This window comes from Candidatus Neomarinimicrobiota bacterium, from assembly GCA_034716895.1.
GTDB lineage: Bacteria > Fidelibacterota > UBA8477 > UBA8477 > JABMPR01 > JABMPR01.
In genome coordinates, this window is the sequence record JAYEKW010000209.1 from 1 (window position 1) to 19905 (window position 19905).

Annotated in this window: 14 protein-coding genes; all 14 read left to right on the top strand. The window is 45.4% G+C overall.

Annotated features, from left to right (window positions below):
* Positions 1-238 precede the first annotated feature (238 nt).
* Complete coding sequence (locus tag U9Q77_12190) at positions 239-2455, top strand: FlgD immunoglobulin-like domain containing protein (protein MEA3288117.1); 2217 nt, start codon at positions 239-241, stop codon at positions 2453-2455.
* 195 nt (positions 2456-2650) lie between these two features.
* Entirely contained in the window at positions 2651-5590 is a 2940-nt protein-coding gene (locus U9Q77_12195; protein MEA3288118.1) for a carboxypeptidase-like regulatory domain-containing protein, read from the top strand.
* 5 nt (positions 5591-5595) lie between these two features.
* Positions 5596-7578 carry a hypothetical protein gene (locus U9Q77_12200; GenBank protein ID MEA3288119.1) on the top strand — a complete coding sequence of 661 codons (1983 nt, stop codon included), beginning with the start codon at positions 5596-5598 and terminating at the stop codon, positions 7576-7578.
* Positions 7579-7618: 40 nt separating this feature from the next.
* The gene (locus U9Q77_12205; GenBank protein ID MEA3288120.1) at positions 7619-8617 is read left to right on the top strand and encodes a PorV/PorQ family protein; all 999 of its coding nucleotides are present in this window, start codon (positions 7619-7621) and stop codon (positions 8615-8617) included.
* A 21-nt stretch (positions 8618-8638) separates the two neighbouring features.
* Positions 8639-9580: a ribokinase gene (rbsK, locus tag U9Q77_12210; GenBank protein ID MEA3288121.1), complete on the top strand. Its 942-nt coding sequence runs from the start codon at positions 8639-8641 to the stop codon at positions 9578-9580.
* A gap of 5 nt (positions 9581-9585) precedes the next feature.
* Entirely contained in the window at positions 9586-10485 is a 900-nt protein-coding gene (locus tag U9Q77_12215) for a sugar ABC transporter permease (protein ID MEA3288122.1), read from the top strand.
* A 1-nt stretch (position 10486) separates the two neighbouring features.
* Positions 10487-11350 (top strand): carbohydrate ABC transporter permease, encoded by an 864-nt coding sequence (locus U9Q77_12220; GenBank protein ID MEA3288123.1) that lies wholly within the window; start codon positions 10487-10489, stop codon positions 11348-11350.
* A complete protein-coding gene (locus U9Q77_12225; GenBank protein ID MEA3288124.1) occupies positions 11350-12717 on the top strand; it encodes a sugar ABC transporter substrate-binding protein in 1368 nt (455 codons plus the stop codon). The genes U9Q77_12220 and U9Q77_12225 overlap by 1 nt, the downstream gene beginning before the upstream one ends.
* On the top strand, positions 12711-13715 hold the full coding sequence (locus tag U9Q77_12230) for an ADP-ribosylglycohydrolase family protein (protein ID MEA3288125.1): 1005 nt from the start codon (positions 12711-12713) through the stop codon (positions 13713-13715). Before U9Q77_12225 ends, U9Q77_12230 begins: the two co-directional genes overlap by 7 nt.
* The gene (locus U9Q77_12235; protein MEA3288126.1) at positions 13712-14776 is read left to right on the top strand and encodes an ADP-ribosylglycohydrolase family protein; all 1065 of its coding nucleotides are present in this window, start codon (positions 13712-13714) and stop codon (positions 14774-14776) included. The genes U9Q77_12230 and U9Q77_12235 overlap by 4 nt, the downstream gene beginning before the upstream one ends.
* A 5-nt stretch (positions 14777-14781) precedes the next feature.
* Entirely contained in the window at positions 14782-16170 is a 1389-nt protein-coding gene (locus U9Q77_12240) for an ADP-ribosylglycohydrolase family protein (GenBank protein MEA3288127.1), read from the top strand.
* An 18-nt stretch (positions 16171-16188) separates the two neighbouring features.
* Positions 16189-17172, top strand: a complete 984-nt coding sequence (locus U9Q77_12245) for an ADP-ribosylglycohydrolase family protein (GenBank protein ID MEA3288128.1) — start codon at positions 16189-16191, stop codon at positions 17170-17172.
* Positions 17173-17224: 52 nt separating this feature from the next.
* Positions 17225-18892 (top strand): T9SS type A sorting domain-containing protein, encoded by a 1668-nt coding sequence (locus U9Q77_12250; protein ID MEA3288129.1) that lies wholly within the window; start codon positions 17225-17227, stop codon positions 18890-18892.
* Between the two features lie 529 nt (positions 18893-19421).
* On the top strand, positions 19422-19808 hold the full coding sequence (locus U9Q77_12255; GenBank protein ID MEA3288130.1) for a hypothetical protein: 387 nt from the start codon (positions 19422-19424) through the stop codon (positions 19806-19808).
* Positions 19809-19905 lie beyond the last annotated feature (97 nt).

Sequence of the window (19905 nt, forward strand, 5' to 3'; positions counted from 1 at the left end):
ATCGCCTTTAAACTGTTGCAGGCTCAAATTCAAAACGATGAGAAGCAATCTGCTGATGGCATTGTTTTACCGACTGAACTGGTTTTTCGTAAATCTGTAAAAAAATTAAATCTTCCAACATCGACGTGATGAACTGGAAATAAAAAAAGGGAATGCGTGATCAAAAATGCGGTGTGCTGACAAAAGCAACCGCGTCATTTGTGATAGTCATCCCGGAAATCGTAAGGAGAACAGAATCATGAAACACAGTTACAAGCTATCCACTTTGGTGTTAGCCGTAATGCTAGTCATGATCGTACCATTCAATCTTTCCGCTCAGGATTCAGAGAATATGACATTTCTCGGTAACTGGGGTGGCGGTGGTGGTGAGATCAGGGCAGTTGCAAATTTTGGAGATCTGGTTTACTATGGAATTGGAAGTCAATTCACTATTACCAGCTTTGAAGACCCGGCTAATCCATATACAGCTGCAACATTGACCCTGGACGATATGGTTGAAGATATTGTTTGGAAGGTCAGTGCAGGTGTAACCTATGCATTGGTTTCAGGATCGACCTTGAACATAATCGATGTGACGAACCCACTAGCTCCGGCGTTGATCTCAACGACTGAACTTTCCGGATATGGTGAAGGTCTTGGTGTCAGCGGCGACTATGTCTATCTCGCGGTTGGAAGCTCAGGAATGCAGATCATCAATATCGCTGATCCTGCCAATCCAGTTGTTGTTACAACACTGGCCGGTGGTGCTGAAGGTGCTTACGCAGAGGGTATCAACGTTGTCTATCCCTACGCCTATCTGGGTAATGGTGGTGGAACCGAGATATTTGATATTACTGACCCAAACAATGCAGTTTTGCTGGGAACTATGGCAAATGATGGTTGGATCCAGGATGCCATGCCTATTTCCAATTACCTGTATGCCTGTGATTGGGGCAATGGTATTGATATTATCGATGTTTCTGATCCAGCAAGTCCTGTGTATGTCTCCACACTTTCAAATCCGAAAAATGCTGATATCACATTTGATGGCAACTATGGCTATATCGCTTCCAGAGAATTTGGTGTGACAGTCATTGATGTTACCGATCCAGGCGCACCCACTGTTATTGGAACCTTTGATACTGGTGGGGTTGTCCGGAAAGTTTCATTCGGTTCGATCAATATGGGCGGTACTCAGGAAGGTCATATTTTTTCTGCACAAGTTTCACTCCTGGCTGCTGTGAATGTTTCAGACCCGGCCAATATGAGCATCTCTGGTGCAGTCGCAGTTCCTTCACCGGCTGATGGTTTGTGCTACAGCACATTCTTTGATGGAAACACAGCTTATGTATCCTACCAAACGCATCTCCGTATCATCGATATTTCCGCTCCTTCAGCTATGACCGAGTTGGGAAATATTGCCATTACTGATGCTGTATTAAAGAAATCAGTCTACAAGGATGATGTTGTTTTTTCCGCATGTAAACTACCCGGTTTAAAAGCCATCGATGTCTCTGATCCTGCGAATCCAGCGGTAATAGCAACACTCATCGATTCACGTACCAACGATGTTGCCATAGTGGGTGATTATGTATATGCAGCTGCTGATGGTAACGGAATCGGTATCGTGAACGTCACAACAGCTAATGCAGCAACCCTGGTTGGCTACGTTGCAGAGAGCGTCGCGAATGGTCGGTATGGTGAAGGCGTTGCTGCTTACGGTAGCACCATGGTTCAGAGCGCCTGGGGTGCTTTGTATTTTTATGATATCACCACACCCGAGGCTCCTGCGCTGATGGATACAGTTGCTCTGGTAACTGGAACCAGCTGGTTGACTCTGGATGATAATTATGCCTACGTTCACGATTTTGATATCTTGAGAATCTATGACATTAGCAATCTTTCAACTGTTACCCAGGTGAGTGAAGTAGCAACCACCGGTAGCTGGGATGGCGATGCCTGTAGAGACGGTGACTATGTTTACGTAAATATCGAGACAAACGGTATTAAGGTATTTGACGTTTCTGATATCAACAATCCCACCGAAGTTGCTCACTACGATATGCTCAACAATGTTCGTGGCATAGCAGCGCGCGATGGTCTGGTCTATTCCAATGAAAAAGAAGGTGGTTTTTCGATCTATAGTAACGACCTGGTCGTATCCATTGATACTGATGGTAATCTGCCAAATAGTTTTACTCTAAGTCAGAATTACCCGAATCCCTTCAACCCCAGTACTGTGATCGAGTTTACAATCCCACAGAGCTTTGGAACTTCAGAAGTGAAACTGGAAGTATTTAACGTTCTGGGTCAGAATGTACGCACCCTGGCTAATACGCAGCTTGAAAGTGGTGCTTATCAGGTCAGTTGGAATGGTCGTGATGATTCCGGTATGCTGGTTTCAGGAGGTATGTATATCTATCGTCTGCAGGCTGGTAACGAAGTGATTAGCAATAAGATGATCCTGCTCAAATAAGGATCACCTGAAAATAGGATTGCGCAGATAGAAGCTGTCTGTACAATCACCTTGGGTTGGAGTCTGGTTATGCGCCTAGTCTCCTTCTTTCCAGCTCCAGCCCTTTTTATAAGTGTAGGTAAATAGCAAGTCTCCATTATTGGAAACACTTGAACGCTTACACAGATAAACTTGAATTAACCTGGAAACAGACGAATGAATAAAAGAGTATTGTGTTATTTCAGAATTCTACTGCTGGTGTTGATGCCCCATGTTGTATTCGGTAGTAATGTTGGAAAGATCTTTGGTAAAGTAACAGATGCAGAAACAGGTGAACCGCTCATCGGTGCCAATGTTACCATCAAAGAAACCTATCAAGGTGCTACCACTGATTTTACAGGAGACTTTGTTATTGTCAATGTGGATCCAGGTTCTTACACGGTTTCAATATCTTACATTGGGTATGAAACCGTAAGCCTGCTGGGTGTTTACGTTACGGTTGATAATACGACCTATGTCAATAAAGAGTTGAGCAAAGAGGTTATCGAAGGTGCTGTTGTCACCGTGGTTGCTGAACGACACTTGATTGATAAAAGCCACACAGCCAGCAAACATTCCGTTGGTAGCGAAAGCATGGAGAAACAGCCGGTTAAGGATATGAAAGATGTTCTGGAGACCCAGGCCGGAATTTTCCAGAATACCTATCGCGGTGATTCAAAAGTTAATAGCGTCATTATGATGAATGGTGTTAGTACCAACAGTGGTTTATTCTCAGATAACTTTACCGGTTTCAATCTATCAGCAATTCAGGAAATTTCAGTGATGACTGGCGGTTACAATGCTGAATATGGAGAAGCTAGAGCGGCCGTTATCAATATTACGGAGAAGAAGACTTCTCAGGGCATTCATGGCTCAGTTATTACCCGAATGCGTCCTGCAGGCAAATACCACTTTGGTCCCAATATGTACAGTCGGGATAATTATGATATTACGGGTTATGGACTGGACTACTGGACAACCCAATCAGAGAATCCCATCAGCGCCTATTATCAGGAAGATCCGCAAGTATTGTTGGCTGCCTGGCAGGAACAGAGTACTCCCGATCCTGTTTTAGGCGATTATGCTGAACGCGCTCAATGGTTCTATGAGGCAACCGTGTTTGGTTCCCCTTTTAAGGGGGTCAATTTCTTGATCTCAGGTCGCCAGGAAAATGGTGTTGGCATTTTCCCACAGTCAATTCCTTACAACACGGAAACCAATATTCAGGGTTATTTAAACTTTAATTATTTTAAAAGATTACAAATTCGCATTGGTGGATTTTCCGGTGAGAAGGAAACAGCCATAACCGGGGGAGGGAGTCGCTATTCCCAGGGAGCAGATTATGTGATTTCCAGTAATAATTCTAATTTTGATTCATGGGAAGGTGCTCAGGAACATCAATGGTTGGGAGCGACTATTGTTGCAGGTCCATACGACCAGAATAAATACAATCCCATGGGCGTGATCTATGATCATTTTCCAGAGCTTAGAAAATGGAGTCAGGCCTATCTTAAACTGACCTACACATTGAATAAAAATTCATTTATTAAACTGAATTTCAGTCAGCTAAGTGATGCCATGGATCGATCGGATCGGTATGATGTTGTCCCCGATAGTCTGTGGTCCAGAAGAGATGATACCTTCCTTATGGTCACTCAATTCCGTGATCAAGGCTATTTCCATTCCTGGGATATCAGTGAAAGTGTGGTGAAGCAGGTTAAGTTTGACTACACCAATCAATACACAAAAAACCAGCAGCTTAAATTGGGCTCTGGCTTTAAAACATTTGACATCGACTTTGAGCATTTCATGGCTTCACATGAAGGGGGTGGTCGCTGGAATCTACTCAATATATTTACAGGCCAGCCCTACGAAGGTCATGTCTATTTACAGAATTTATCTGAATTTCCAGGGATCATCCTAAATGGGGGTGTTCGCATTGATTATTTCAATCAAAACCGGGACGCATCCAGTAACATGTTCGATCCTACTGCTTCAGAAACGACCACGCCGGGTCACTATTCCTGGCAGCCCGCCGGATTTCCCGGTGAGCCGGAAACAACGCCTACTGAATTACAGCTAAAAATATCACCCCGATTAGGACTTTCCCATCCCATCAGTGAAAATGCCCTGCTGCACTTTTCATACGGTCATTTCTACCAACGACCCTCCTGGTCTAAGATGTTAGGGTTTCCCTTCACAAATTATACCACTGACATGGAGAAAGCATTGGATCCTTTCGCTGAGCAGTTGACCTATATGGAAGAGTGGCAAGGATTTTATGGTAATCCAAACCTGGGGTACGAAAAGAGTGTTCAATATGAGCTTGGATTGGATCTGGTCTATAACAATAAGATAAAAGTTGATTTCACAGGATATTACAAAGATGCTGAACAGATAGCGGCCGTTTCTACCGGGCTCTATGGGGCTGAGTATTTTGCAACCAAAGCATTCATGGTTAGTAATGGCGGGTATTCCGATACTCGAGGCATGGAGGTTTCAACTGAGACACGCCTGAAAAGCCCCTTCAATGCTGGATTGACCTACGATATTTATTGGTCCTTTAGTGGTCAGGTCGGGTATAGCAGGCTGAATGAACCGGGATCAGAGTTTATTGATAGACCCTTTGGATACTCCTCCTACAAACAGAGCTGGAGTGGTTATGAAAAGGTGAAAGGCTGGGTCAGTTATGATATTAAAAAGGGAGCTGGTCCTAACATCTTTGGTTTGAAACCATTTGGCGACCTGCATGCATACACTTATTTCTGGTGGCGGAGTGGAACGCCCTACACATATCATCCTCCTGGTGATCTTTCAACCAAACCAAATAACATGAAATGGTTTAGCATTTATCAGTTCAATCTGAAGCTTTCCAAAGGTCTTTCTATCGGGAACATCCGTACTGTTGTGAGCTTGGATGTAACAAATGTGTTTGATTCAAAATTCATTCGTCTGCTGTATAATGATCAGCTCAAATATTATCATGAAAATACCGAATTACCACTTGAGGACAGATTACCAAGAAACCTCTTCTCAGGGGAGCCAAATATCTGGGAATGGTACACGTATGAAGTATCGCCAAGACAAATTGAATTCCAAATAAGGATAGATTATTAATGAGCATGTTGAGCAATAAATCTCGTTCGGAAAAGCAATCAGGCTTTGAGAGAAGCTGCCAGGGATGGAATCGACTGCTTCGGTTTTCCGTTTATTTGGTTTTCGTCGTCCTTATTCAGGCCGGTTCACTGGTGGCACAAGGTTGGACCAAACAGACCATGAATCGCGGTAAATTATGGGCCACCCTCCATAATTCGCTTCAATATGGCGATCCCACTGAAATTGTAAATGTGTATCATGGTCTGGACTATCCAGGGTATTCCAAAGGTTCTGATATTCAGGATGCTTTGAATTACATCGGAGCAGGTGGATATGCCCTCTATGGTGTCCGAGGTGGTGTGGAACATGCCTATACTCTGGATACCAGATATTTTCCATCGGGTGTTGATGTTTTCCCCGTTGAGGAGATGTTATTAACCACAAATTTTAACTTGGAGGATCTGAATTTAAAAGGTGAGCAAATCGGATCAGGGTCCCATCATGTGTATGGAGCCGAAGTTGACATCAGACGGGTGAGTCGTGTTTGGAGTTATCCCAAATATGATGATTTTATTATCCATGAAGTTGAAATAACCAACAAGAAGTTTTCAACACTCACTGATTTTTATTTTGGGATGCGCTATAGTTTATTGTTTACCGTGCGGAGTATGTCCCAAAAAGACGAGAAATATGGCTGGGATGATGAACATGATCTTTTCTATTTCTATGATGATCGAAGTTTTAACTGGGAAGATGAATCTCTCGTTCAGTTTAACTTTGGTGTTGGTCCTGAAATGGGTGACATCGCAGATTCCAGAGATATAAAAGAGCTGAATTCAAAAGAACATGAGTTTGATGCACCCGCCTATTTTAGTGCCGTTGTTTTAGATGCAGCCGGGGGTGATGTTTATCAGAATATTTTGGAGTACGGTTCCAAGAGCGGCGCAACAAATGCCCCTGATGAAGACAGGATATTCATTCATACCATTGATGAACCTGGACGATTCAAACAGGTTATGACTCACCAACAGCCCCGAATGTCCTGGGATGATGCCCATGCCGCAGGGGGTGAAGGGGGTAACAAATATGAAAGAAGCCCCATATTCCTCCTCAGCGTAGGTCCCTTTAGTCTTGCGCCATTCCAAAAAATAACGCTGGTGTTTGCCGAGGTTATGGGAGAAATGGATCGTGCTAAAATTGTTGAGGGTGGCATTGAAAACCTCAATAACCTGAAAACAGAGTCTCTGGAAGCCTTGCTAACCAACGTTGAGTCAGCTCAGCAGCTGTATTCACAGGATTTGCTACCTGAGATGCATCCACCGCCAACCCCAACCAATGGTGAGAATAGTTTATCGATCTCTTCAGAACCTGGAAATGTGCTCATTGAATGGCCAGCAATTGCTGATACCTACATTGACCCCATTTTAGGAACCAATGACTTTGCAGGATATCGCATCTATCGGTCCACTTATTTCACTATTGGACCCTGGAACCTGCTGGCCGATATCCCCGCAAGTTCTGCTGTGGTCTCCAACGGAAACATCAAGTATCTCGATGAGGATGTATCAGCATCCATTGGCTACTACTATACCGTTACGACCTACGACAGTGAGGGGAATGAAAGTGGTAAGGTAAATAATAATCGTTTCCCAGTTTATCCAACACTCCCTGAAAATGAGAAGTTTCCCCAGGATGTTTTTGTTGTTCCCAATCCCTTTCGCCAACACAGCGGTTTATACGGAACCGGAGAAAGATACCGAATCCAGTTTATGGGTTTGCCTGGTGAGGCAACGATTAAAATATTCACGGTAGCCGGAGAATTGGTCCAACAGATTGAACATAATGATGGGACTGGTTCTGCTGCCTGGGGTTCAATTGCAAATGTCGATTACCAACTAACTGAGTGGGCCTTGGGCGTTGCTCCAGGATTTTACATTTATTCTGTGGAGTCCCTGGTGGCTGGACATGAGGGTGAATCTTTCATCGGAAAGATGGCTATAATCAAATGAAAAATTTCAAAAAAATCGATACAGACCAATTGGGTGAATTATGTTGCTAAATAAACGTGTCATCGTGCTGCTGATATGTGCAGCAACCCTTTTCGGACAAAGTGGGATAGATCCTGTAGATATTGAACGAGCCGGTCAGTCTGGATGGCAATTCTTGAAAATTAATGCAGATCCCAGGCAAGCAGCCATGGGAGGTGTTTTGTTGGTAAATAATGCCCCTAATGCTAATGCCGCTTTTGGGAGCCCCGCAATCCTGGCTCATGTCCAAGGTATTGATATGCAATTTAATTCAATGAATTGGCTAGCGGATATCAAACATAGCTCGGTGGCAGTTGCCAGGCAATTTGGTAAATATGGTACATTTGGCCTGAGTTACATAACCCTGGATTATGGTGATATTCCCGAAACGATTCATGAAGACCGACAGGGGGGCACCACCGCCCCGGTTATTACTGGAGAATATTTTTCAGGCAGTGATCTGGCATTGGGACTTTCCTATGCAAAATTGATCACTGATCGACTGGCCCTGGGTGGGAATGTGCGCTACATAAAAGAAGAAATTGCTGGTATCGGAATGAGCAATTGGGCTATCGATTTCTCAACCCTTTACTACACGGGTATCAACAGTTTAAGACTATCCATTGCGGCCAAAAACTTTGGTTCTGACACGCATCTGGTCAGTTATAACGAGGAACTGCAATCTGAACCCATAGATATCCGGATGCCACTTGAATTCAGAACAGCTGTTGCCTACGATTTTTTTGCTCTGGACGATGATGATAGCTATCTTACCGTTGTCTTGGAAGGAAAAGTCCAAAGTGATGGCTCTGAAAAGATTAATGTGGGAACCGAATATGTATTCCGGGATTTGGTATTTATCAGAGGTGGCTATCGCCTTAATTATGATACTGAAGGATTAACTTTTGGTTTAGGCGTAAATTATTCATTAGGCGCTTATAGTCTGTCAATTAATTATGCTTATCTGGATTACGGTGTTTTAAACCAGGTGAATATGTTTTCATTGGGATTTGTTTTCTAGCCTGTATTTGTAGGATATAATATGAGAAGTAATCGGGTTGTCGTCGTTGGTAGTTACAATGTTGATATGACCATCACTACAGATGTATTTCCCCAGGCCGGTGAGACAGTCATTGGCAACAACCTCACTTTTGGACATGGAGGCAAGGGAGCGAATCAAGCAGTCGCTGCTGCCCGATCAGGTGCTCAGACCACTCTGTTGGCGAAAGTCGGTATGGATCAGAATGGGGAGCAAGCCATCAATGCCATGGCTTTGGAAGGGATCAATACTGAACATATTCAGAAAACAGATGGTATTCCCACAGGTATGGCATCTATCACTGTGAATGCTCAAGGTGAAAATTCTATCGTTGTGGCTTCCGGTGCAAACTGGCAATTGTCAGCCATGGAAGTTGAAAAAGAATTTGGTAACATCACAACGGCCGATATTCTGTTGACCCAGCTCGAGACATCCCTGGAATCTGTTGCGTCTGCGATCAGAGTTGCCCGGCAAAGAGGTATTACGGTCATCCTGAATCCTGCTCCATCTCAAACTCTGCCTGCAGATCTTTTAAGCGATGTTGACATCATTACCCCCAATCGCATTGAAGCTGAAATGCTCACCGGTGTTCACATCACAGATGATCGTTCGCTGCTCAAAGCAGCAGAAGTGCTTCATTCCTATGGTATCAATCTGGTTTTGATCACTCTGGGTACGGATGGTGTCTTTGTATCACAACCAGGTGATAGTAAGCTCATTCCAGCCATCAAGGTGGCGGCCGTTGATACTGTGGGTGCCGGAGATGTATTCAATGGTGTCTTGGCTGCCCATTATTCTGATATCGAAACAATAGATGCAGTTGTCTCACTGGCCATAGTTGCAGCTGGTTTATCGGTTACTCGAACAGGAGCTCAAACTGCCATACCTGATCAGGAAATGATTGAGGCCTATCAGGAACAGCATTCAGCCAGTGTGCCTGGCTAACTGATGTGTCAAACTCTGCGACCCTAACCCCTCGACCCCGAAACCGTAATCTGGATCAGCTTCAACTGCTCCTGCCTATTATGGTCCCCGTTCTGCTCATCTCATTTATCCCGTTGGTTAGGGGTATTTACATTGGCTTCACAGATTATGAATTGGGTGGTCAAATTCATTTCTCAGGTCTCGAAAATTACCGGATTATGATGCAGGATCGCTTCTTCTGGCGCTCAATGGGAGTGGGTTTCCTCTGGACTGCTGTAGTTACCGCTCTACAAATTGGCCTGGGTATGATCCTGGCTCTATTGCTCAATCAAGGTCTGCGTTGGACCTCTCTGTATAGTGTTTTGATGCTGGTCCCCTGGGCAATGCCGCCCATCGTACGAGGACTCATGTGGCGTCAGATATATAGTCCGGATACGGGAGCCCTCAACCTGATCCTTACGCAGATGGGATTGATCGATGCTCCCATCAACTGGTTGACCAGTTTTGAATGGGCTATTCCGGCCATCATCGTTGCCGGAGTCTGGGGGGAGATCCCCAAAGCAGCCCTATTCTTTCTAGCTGGTCTGAAAACCATCCCTGGTAGTCTTTACGAAGCTGCTGAATTGGACGGAGCCTCAAGCTTGAGTCAGTTCAGACATATCACCCTGCCCATGATGAAACCGATTATGGCTGCTGTGGTATCCCTCTCTTTCATGTGGAATTTTAATGCCTTTGGCTTGATCTGGATTCTCACCCAGGGTGGACCGGGAGGGTTGACACGCCTGCCCATGCTGGCGGCCTACGAAGAAGCTTTCCGCTACGGTTATGTAGGATACGCAGCTGCCATTGGTAATGTTATGGTGATCATTATATCACTCTTTCTATTCTTTTATCTTCGCGTTCAACTCAAAGAACGTACGGGTTAATATGCAGATATCTGACATTCTTAATAGCCGAACCACAAAACGCAGGATTACCCACTTTCTCATGCACGGGCTTATCTTCACTTTTCTGGTGTACTTGCTATTCCCGCTGATCTGGATGATTTCGACTTCATTCAAACCCACTGCTGAGATCTATTCGGGTATTCCAACTCTGATCCCCAAGGTTTTCACGGGCGAGCATTACCTGACCGTATTTCAGGAAGAACGTCTGTTAAAAAGCATAGCCAATAGTCTATATGTGGGTATCATCACCTCAATCATTGTCGTGTTCATTTCACTGCCGGCTGCCTATGCGCTGTCACGTTATAAAACGGCGGTCAATAAGGTCGTCATGGGCTGGATTTTGACCTCACAGATTTTTCCTGCCATCCTCATCATGATCCCCCTCTTTCTAGTCCTGCGCTCCTTACATCTTACTGATACTTTGTCCGGCCTGGTACTGGTCTATGTCGTCTGGGACATTCCCTTTGTGCTCTGGATGCTCCAAGGCTACGTGAAAGAGATCCCCATTGAATTGGAGGAGGCTGCCGCTATTGACGGAGCCACCCAGGGTCAGATCATCTTTAAGATCATCATGCCTTTGCTGCTTCCTGCCATTGGAGCCGCTGTCCTTTTTGCCTTCATCTCAGCCTGGAATGAGTTTTTCTTTGCCCTGGTACTACTAAAGAGCCCTGACTTAACTACCTTACCCGTTGAATTGGCACGGTATACGGGGATTGAAGGTCAAGCCAGAACCGGTCCCCTGGCAGCAGCTAGTTTTATTGCTACCATTCCTTCCATTATATTATTTGCGATTCTCAGGAAATGGTTCTCATCGGGTGCCCTGCAAGGTGCTGTGAAAGGTTAATGATGCGTCGACTTATTTCATGGATACTCTACTACAAGGGCTTCATCATTGCCGGTTTGTTGGCAATAATAATTATTTCCACCTACATTGCTGGAGAAATGGCTTCGCGCCTAGAAACAGATGTCGTTCAGACTGGTCCGCTCCGATTTCTTAGTTTAGCCTGGCAGGTTGAAGCAGTTGAAGCCGTCCAGGAGATTACTGCTCAATGGAATCAGCTACACCCGGAGCAACAAGTAGAATTAACTCAAGGAACCTGGAATTCAATTCATGACTATCTGATCACCGGTTTCGAAACTGGTGATATCCCGGACATTTTTCATTATGAATCCGCTGTTATTGTGGACTTCGCTTTGCGGGGGTATCTGGCTGATCTGGCACCTTACATCACTGAGGAAATGCAAGCAGATGTGTTGGCCGTCGATTGGGCATCAGTAACGCGCTCGTCAGGCGAAGTGATTGGAATTCCCTTCATCAATGAATCTTTTATCGTCCTATATAACCAGGATATATTCGATGCAGCCGGGATCGCAACCCCTTCCTTTGATAACCCCTGGACTTGGACTGACCTGTTGGCTGCGGCTCGAAAATTGACCCTTGATCAGGATGGGGATGGGCTCATCGATCAGTGGGGCGTTGCCATGGGGCTCAGAAATAGCGCAAATTTCATCATGAATCATTCCATCGCCTTTGGTGGTTCCTTTTTCTATCATGATGAACAGGGCGGTCTGGTAACCAGAGTGGGAAAACCTGAGAAAGAACTTTTAGGAACCATCCTGAAAATGCTGTATGAAGATCAGACCATGACTCCCTCAAGTATTGGTAAATCCAGCACCGAAACTATTCCAGGTTTCCTGGCCGGTAAGTATGCCATGGTGGTGGGGATTGGATCCTGGGCCAGACAGCAGGTCATGGAAAATGCATCAGACGATTTCCACTGGTCAGTGATGCCACCCATGAAGGCTCGAACCCAGGCCATGGGTTTGAATACCCAGACCCTGAGTATTCCCAAGTCCTGTACTCGACAGGCAGTGGCCATGGAATTTATCACCTTTTTACTCAGTTCCGAGAATATGACCCGCTTAGCCGGATCGGACTGGATGATGCCCGCCCGCAAATCCAGCTTGAATGATCCTCGCTTCCAAACCGAAGCCAATGGTTGGCTCGTAGTTACAGAATCAGCTCAATACCTCTCCACAGGTCCCTGGGTTGGTTTACCCGGTTATATTGAGTGGAAGAGTCGTGTGGCCAATCCAGTATTTCAGGAGCTTTTTGCCGGGAGACTAAGTTTGGAAGAAGCCGCCCAGCGAATTGAAAAAGAGAGTAACTCAGTCCTGGCTCGCTATCAGGTCCGAGGGCTCAAATGGTAGCGCTTTCCCCAGATGAAGCAACAGATCGAATTGCTGGCGCCCTTTTCGGCCTGGCCATTGGAGATGCCCTGGGTGCGGACACAGAAGGCTTGAATCCAGACAGTATTCAGCAGAAATATGGGTGGATCAAAGGGTTTCACAGTGCTGATCAATTTGGAACTGATGATACTGAATTTACCTTGTTCTATGCTGGACTTCTGGATCAATATGGTCTTGATATCACTTCAGAAACCGTGGCTAAACATTACCTCAAAGATATTTATCACCCTTCACAGACCTACAAGGGAGCGGGCTTCAGCGAGGCTTTAACATTGCAAAACCTCCTGAAGGGGCTAATGCCACCTGCCTCAGGTCAACACATTCATAGTTGGAGTGATGGATTGGCCATGTGTGCCGCTCCTTTTGGATGTGTCTATCCCGGACAACCTGAAAAAGCCACTGATCTGGCTGAAAGATTTGGGCAGGTGAGTCATTCAGGTGAGGGCATCTACGGAGGACAAGCTGTGGCAGCGGCCGTTTCCATGGCTATATCAGGTTCGAGTATCGAACAGATGATGATGGCAGTTCTAGACGTAATCCCAGCAGATTCCTGGACCTATAATTTAATCAAACAGGCGGTAGCAATTGGCAAAGATGCTGCTGATGTCAGATCAGTTATCGAAGCTTTATACGATGAGATTGCTTGTAACTATTACCATTGGAGTGATCTGGCACCTGAAGCTGTCGGGATCGCTTTTGGATTGCTGGCTGCCGGAAAAGGCGACTACAAAAATACGATTCTGGGGGCAGTCAATCTGGGACGGGATGCAGACACCATCGCTGCCATTATCGGCGCTGTATTGGGAGCTTCCAGGGGTTATCAGAGCCTACCAAAAAGTTGGCGGGAGCAGATTAAGGATCCTCCTGGCCTATGTATTAGATCCGTTGCAGGGATGAGCATTGATCAGACTGCGAAAATATTGACCAAACTGGCTCTTGCTGGTGAGGAAAAACGATGAGTGGTCAAATAAAAGCACGGGCTGTTTCTACACTTTATGGATTGGCAGTTGGCGAGGCTCTTAGCTGGTCCAGTATGTTTTCCAGGGCACAGGAATTACCAAAATGGCTGGAACGGATCAGACATACTATTGAAACTGAGATGGGTGAATATAATAGCACCAGTCTTCCAAAACCTTTCTCTTTAAATCAAGCGCCTGATAAACTGATCCCAGGTCCCGGTGATCTGGCAGAATGGGCTGCTTGGACTACAATGATCCTGCTGGAGAACAGGGGAAATCTTGATCATGCAATTTTGCATAAAGCCTGGCAGGAATTAGCTTCCTCAACAAATCCAATTCGAGGGCGAATCAGTGTCCAAACAACCCTTCGTAATTTTCGGAATGACTTAACTGCTCCCCAATCAGGACGTTTTAATCCGCACTATTTTGATGATGCAGCATTGCCTCGCGCTGTTATGATCGGTGTCGCCCACACTGGAAATCCTGCTGCTGCAAAAGCATTGGCTGAGCTGGATGCATCCTTTACCCAGTTTGAAGATGGGATCTGGAGCGCTACTGCAGTTGCCACTCTATTTAGTCAAGCTTGTAATGGAGCGTCGGTTTCTGATATTATTCAAGGTGTTATTAAGGGACTTCCAGCAGATTCTCTCACTAAAACGACTGTTATGCACGCACTTAACGGAATTGATCCGGCCAAATCCAGCATAGTTGATACTGCCTTCTTTTTGAATACTGAGATATGCAATCAGATCTACAGCTACGGAAATATTGCCCACGAAATTTTAGCATCACTCCTGTCCATCCTGAAAACCACTGGGGGTAATCATGATCTGATGATGGGTTGTGCTGCTCTGGTACCGTCAGGGGGTGGAACTCTGTTAGCTCTGAGCAGTGCCCTGGGTGCTGTTATTGAGGGAAAAACTCTGGTTGAAAATCCTCAGGATCACCTGCTAAAGGGGGTCAGTTTACCGGCTTTAAAGGGGGTTGATATCAATGACATTGCCAACCAATTTGGTGAATTGGTCATCGCGAAGATTAACTCTGAAGCCAAAGGGAAATAGGTCTTATGATCGTACGTTATCTGGATTTTATTGAGCGTTTTGAATACGAGATAATCCAGCGTCAGGATGAAGGTCTGGATGTATCGTTTGAAAAGATGCATTTGCAAGAGCTTCAGAAACAAGTAAAGCAACAGTCAACGGAAAAATTGCAGTTGGAAGCAAAGCAACTTCTGCAGGAACTTTCAGGAAAGCCCTTTCCCCAAGATCTGGCTCAAAATGAACCCTCAGAGATTCAAGATATTAAAGCGAGCTGCTCTCACCAAAAATCCGATCTTCCCAAATTCGATCCGGATTCGGATGCACTTTTTAATGCAACATTGGGCGGCTGGCTGGGACGAGCCGGTGGCTGTCTCCTGGGTAAGCCCATTGAACGCTATCATCGGACCATCATCAGAGAGATGTTGGATTCAAATGGTGCCTGGCCGCTGGACAATTATTTCACTCAAGTCGGGATGCCGCAAGCACTTCTGGAAAAATATCCCTGGAAACGCCGGGGCGGATTTGAAAGTCTCCGGGAAAATATCCAGTGCATGCCTGAAGATGATGATCTGAATTTTACCATGTTGAATCTCCATATTCTGGAAAGCTCCGGACCAGAATTCAGTAGTGAGGATGTTGCCTCTGCCTGGCTGAAAAAGTTGCCGGTGTATGAAGTGTTCACCGCAGAACGGGTAGCTTATAACAATCTATTGAATGGAATTTCTCCACCAGAATCAGGACAATATCTCAACCCGTTCAGGGAGTGGATCGGAGCACAGATCCGAGCTGATCTTTGGGGCTATGTCTGTCCCGGAAACCCTGAAGAAGCGGCTGAGTTTGCCTGGCGGGATGCCAGAATGACTCACACGCGAACCGGAATCTATGGCGAGATGTTCTTTGCAGCCATTATGGCCGCTGCTTTTGTCGAATCTGATATGCGCAGACTGATCCAGTTGGGGCTAGACCAAATTCCACCGAATTCCCGTCTCTCTAAAGCGATTAATACGGTTCTCAGTATTCCCATCGAAAAGAGCGAGTGGGAAGCCGTTGTTGATCAACTTTATGCTACTTTCGGGCATTATCATTGGGTGCATACGATCAATAATGCGGCTCTGACGGTAGCATCCCTGATCCATGGTGCTGGTGACTATGAACGGACGATCACAAGTGCAGTGATGGGCGGTTGGGATACGGATTGTAACGGTGCTACTGCTGGCTCAATTGTTGGCATCGTGCAGGGAGCCAAAGCATTACCTGAAAAATGGATCAACCCGCTAAATAATCAGATTCGTTCCAGTGTTGGTGGGTTTGACCGATCAACAATTTCAGATTTGGCTCACCGGACAGTTACAGCAGCCAAACTTGTACGAATCAGCGCTACCTCCGGAAATTTATCAAAATCAGACGATTATTAACTATTTAAAGGATATGGAATGTCACCAATAAAAAAGCTTAACATGAGTCAACAACAATATCAATCCCGCGCTGAGGCTTGTCTCGTTGGTCTTGCCATTGGCGATGCCTTTGGGGATGCGGCTCGCGATCCCGAAAACCAATTTTTGTACGGCATCACCATGGATTGGCCGGAAAAACCAACCTTCAGTACAGATGATACTGAATTTGCACTGCTTAGTGCTGAGATTCTGATCAATTCCAATGGGAAACCAACTCCGGAACATGTATTAGCAGCCTGGAAAGAGCACGTTCTGGTGGAAGATGAACTCAAACGTGGAGGAGCCAGTGAGCGTGAAGCTGCTGCCAATATCCGTAAAGGATTAACCGCTCCAGAAACGGGGAAGTACAATGCCTACTCCAGGAGTGACGGCGCCGCTATGCGCTCAGCACCCATGGGGATCGTGGCTGCTGGCGATCCAGTGTTGGCTGCTGAATTAGCCCGTATTGATGCAGAGATCAGCCATGCGGATGATGGCGTTTGGGGCGCTCAAGCAGTAGCGGCTGCAACAGCGGTTGCGATTGATGGCGGAACCGTGGACGAGATCATTGCTGAAGCCCGAAAGTGGGCGCCGGTCGGCAGTTGGTTCAAACATTCTTTTGATGTGGCTTTTGCCATACTTGAGGAATTTGATTATAATATTGAACGCTCCTGGATGCCGCTCCATAAAGCGTTGCGGTGTGAGTATAAAGCATCGGTGCCGGAAGCTGTGGTTTCGGCATTTGCAGTTTTCAAATTAACTCGAGGTGAATTCAAACAAGGGATGATCTATGCTGGTAATTTCGGGCGCGATACTGACACCATTGGTGCGATTGTAGGCGCACTATCAGGAGCCTCTAAAGGAATGGAAGCCATTCCTGAAGCATGGATTGGAAATGTACGTAAACCGCATGGGACTTGTCTACAGTTTACCGCGAAACAAGATCTATTTGAAGTAGCCCGGAAGTTGATAAATCTGAGATAAGACTAATCCATAACCAGGGATCGAGCTGGGCAATTAATGGGAGAATAAAGTGATGAGAAGTATACTCGGTTTTTTAGTGATCATCCTGGTTTCATGTCAAGCTCAGGTTGTTCCTGAGTACCACAACATCTCTACTGAATACACCAAGACCATTGATCTGGATTACTTGCTCTATGTCCCAGCCGATTATCGACCAAATGAAGCCTGGCCATTGGTTTTTTATCTCACGGGTATGGAGAGTGTTGATGATATTAATTTGATTAGAAATTATGGTCCACCTCAACTCGTAGAAATGGGGATGGGACATGACTTTTTTATTGTCGCTCCCCAGCTACCAGGAGATGAGCATTGGGATCCCGATGCCCTGAAAGCTCTTTTGGAGGAAGTTGAAAGTAATTATCATATCGATGAATTTCAACGCTTCATCACAGGCATTGGTGATCGGGGAGGTTGGGGTGTTTTTGAGTTTGGGGTCAGTTACCCGGGAATATTTCAGCGTTTTGCTCCAATGGGAGCACCTGCCTGCACTGAGATATGCCGCCTGGGTGAGGTTTCGACCTGGATGTTTCATGGTGCCCAGGATTCTCTGGTTCCCATCGAAGATCCAGAGAATATGCTCTTTGAAATGCAGACCTACTGCGGTACGACAGAGGATCAACTGACCATCTATGATGATCTCGGGCACGAAGTATGGGAACAAGGTTACTCTGAGGAAGGATTTTGGGAATGGTTTGTAGGAACAGCCCCGTCCTTTACCGGTAGTCCCGCTGTAGCCCTGCACGAAACATTCTCAACTGAGATTTCAAAAGAAATTGACGATGATTATCTGCTATATCTACCTGCTGGTTACAACAGTAATAATGAGAATTGGCCTTTGGTATTATTTCTCCATGGATCGGGCAGTGCGATCCAAAATATTGATGAAATCAGACAGGGGGGCCCCCCTTTGCTTTACGAGCAGGGTATGAATTCAGATTTTTTGCTCCTGTGTCCTCAGCTTCATGCCAATGTGCACTGGGACGTGGATCGCGTGAATGTATTGACTCAGTATATCATTGAAACCTATCGAGTTGATGCAAGTCGTATTTATATCACCGGTTTGAGTCGAGGCGGTTTTGGAACATGGGAATATGCTGTGAGTTACCCCGATCTGTTTGCGGCTGTAGTCCCCATCGCGGCTCGTGACGTACCTGGAGTGGAACGCTTGGTCAATTCAAATATTGCAATATTCCATGGAGCTCTGGATAACGGTGTCCCCTGGCAGGGGTCACAGTTTATGTTTAATCGATTGGCTGCTGTTGGTGCCAACGTCCAGCTTACTTTGTTTGAGGGGGTGGGTCACAATGCCTGGGATCCAGCCTACAACTCTGAGGGACTATGGCTATGGCTATTGAATCAACACAATGATCAGGTTTCAGTTGAAAATGTTGATTTAAACCCCACGGATATTCTGCTGGCTGGTAATTTCCCCAATCCTTTTAATCCAAGCACTACTATTAGTTATAGTCTACCCTTTCAGACTAAGATCACATTGAAGATCTTCGATATGTTGGGTCATGAGGTTCTCACGCTTCTGGATGGAGCAGATGACCAGGGTGAACACACAGTCCAATGGAATGGAACGGATAGATCAGGAGCTCCCGTTAGTACAGGTATGTATTTTTGTCGTCTGCAAGCAGGGAATGATTCCAGGACGATCAAAATGGTATTTCTGCAATAAGGAAATACAACCAATTTTTAACTGAGGCGAACTGCTCAATTTCATCCCCCAATTTGAACATCTTCACTTTTTTGACTTAAAAACTGGGGACAGGATCGGCTGATACACAAAGTTGATGGTTGTCAACTGTACTCAAAATATGTGACCCAACACATACGTTACCGAATAATTCTCAACTGCATAAGTAAATTTATCTGATCAATATTATGCGACTAAATTGAACCCCGAAATGTTTGAATATTATAAATTAAGGCAAGGCTCATTTTAGGTTATTCTGTTTCCTGTAAAATCGAAAAAATGAATCTGGATTTAGATCACTTGATTCCCCTGAAAAGCCTTATTTACCTTGATTCAAATATTTCAGACGGATATATTCACGCGAAATGTAAATGAAGGGCATGCCTTGAACAGACTGAAGAAAAAACTTCAGCGTGTTAGGTAAAATGGAGCCGGGAAGAGTGGTTATACGTTGTGATTATGATCTTCCAAATTAAAGCATTTTAAAGAACCAAAAAAAAGGAGAGCCATAATGGGTCAACAACAATTACTTTTAATTGTTTTGGGAACGATCATCGTTGGAGTGGCGGTTGTGGTAGGAATCAACATGTTTACTCAGGGTGCTGTTAATGCAGAGCGCGATGCAGTCATGCAGGACATCAATGCGATCGCCTCAGACGCAGCAGCCTATTGGCGGAAACCAGCCGCAATGGGTGGTGGTGCCAGAGATTTCACGAATGCGGCCGATATTACATCATTCGGATCGGATTCATCTAATACTAATGGTGTCTATGTGATGTCAGCAGCTGCTGCAGCTCAGTTCACACTGACTGGCACCGGTGCCAATGAGGGGGTTGTGATTGTGGCCACTGTCAGCCAGAATGGGATCACAGGTTCGCCAACGATCACCATGCCTTAATCATTCGGTAGTGTAAAAATTTATATATTACCCCTTTTATAAGATCTACGTGGGTGTCGTTCATGACACCCACGTAGGTTAGTACTCTACAGGGGAG

Bases quoted from the DNA above. Each gene is read 5' to 3' on its own strand.
- U9Q77_12245 (MEA3288128.1), top strand. From the start codon at position 16,189: ATGTCACCAATAAAAAAGCTTAACATGAGTCAACAACAATATCAATCC.
- U9Q77_12200 (MEA3288119.1), top strand. From the start codon at position 5,596: ATGTTGAGCAATAAATCTCGTTCGGAAAAGCAATCAGGCTTTGAGAGA.
- rbsK (MEA3288121.1), top strand. From the start codon at position 8,639: ATGAGAAGTAATCGGGTTGTCGTCGTTGGTAGTTACAATGTTGATATG.
- U9Q77_12240 (MEA3288127.1), top strand. From the start codon at position 14,782: ATGATCGTACGTTATCTGGATTTTATTGAGCGTTTTGAATACGAGATA.
- U9Q77_12225 (MEA3288124.1), top strand. From the start codon at position 11,350: ATGATGCGTCGACTTATTTCATGGATACTCTACTACAAGGGCTTCATC.
- U9Q77_12220 (MEA3288123.1), top strand. From the start codon at position 10,487: ATGCAGATATCTGACATTCTTAATAGCCGAACCACAAAACGCAGGATT.
- U9Q77_12195 (MEA3288118.1), top strand. From the start codon at position 2,651: ATGAATAAAAGAGTATTGTGTTATTTCAGAATTCTACTGCTGGTGTTG.
- U9Q77_12205 (MEA3288120.1), top strand. From the start codon at position 7,619: ATGTTGCTAAATAAACGTGTCATCGTGCTGCTGATATGTGCAGCAACC.
- U9Q77_12190 (MEA3288117.1), top strand. From the start codon at position 239: ATGAAACACAGTTACAAGCTATCCACTTTGGTGTTAGCCGTAATGCTA.
- U9Q77_12255 (MEA3288130.1), top strand. From the start codon at position 19,422: ATGGGTCAACAACAATTACTTTTAATTGTTTTGGGAACGATCATCGTT.
- U9Q77_12235 (MEA3288126.1), top strand. From the start codon at position 13,712: ATGAGTGGTCAAATAAAAGCACGGGCTGTTTCTACACTTTATGGATTG.
- U9Q77_12250 (MEA3288129.1), top strand. From the start codon at position 17,225: ATGAGAAGTATACTCGGTTTTTTAGTGATCATCCTGGTTTCATGTCAA.
- U9Q77_12230 (MEA3288125.1), top strand. From the start codon at position 12,711: ATGGTAGCGCTTTCCCCAGATGAAGCAACAGATCGAATTGCTGGCGCC.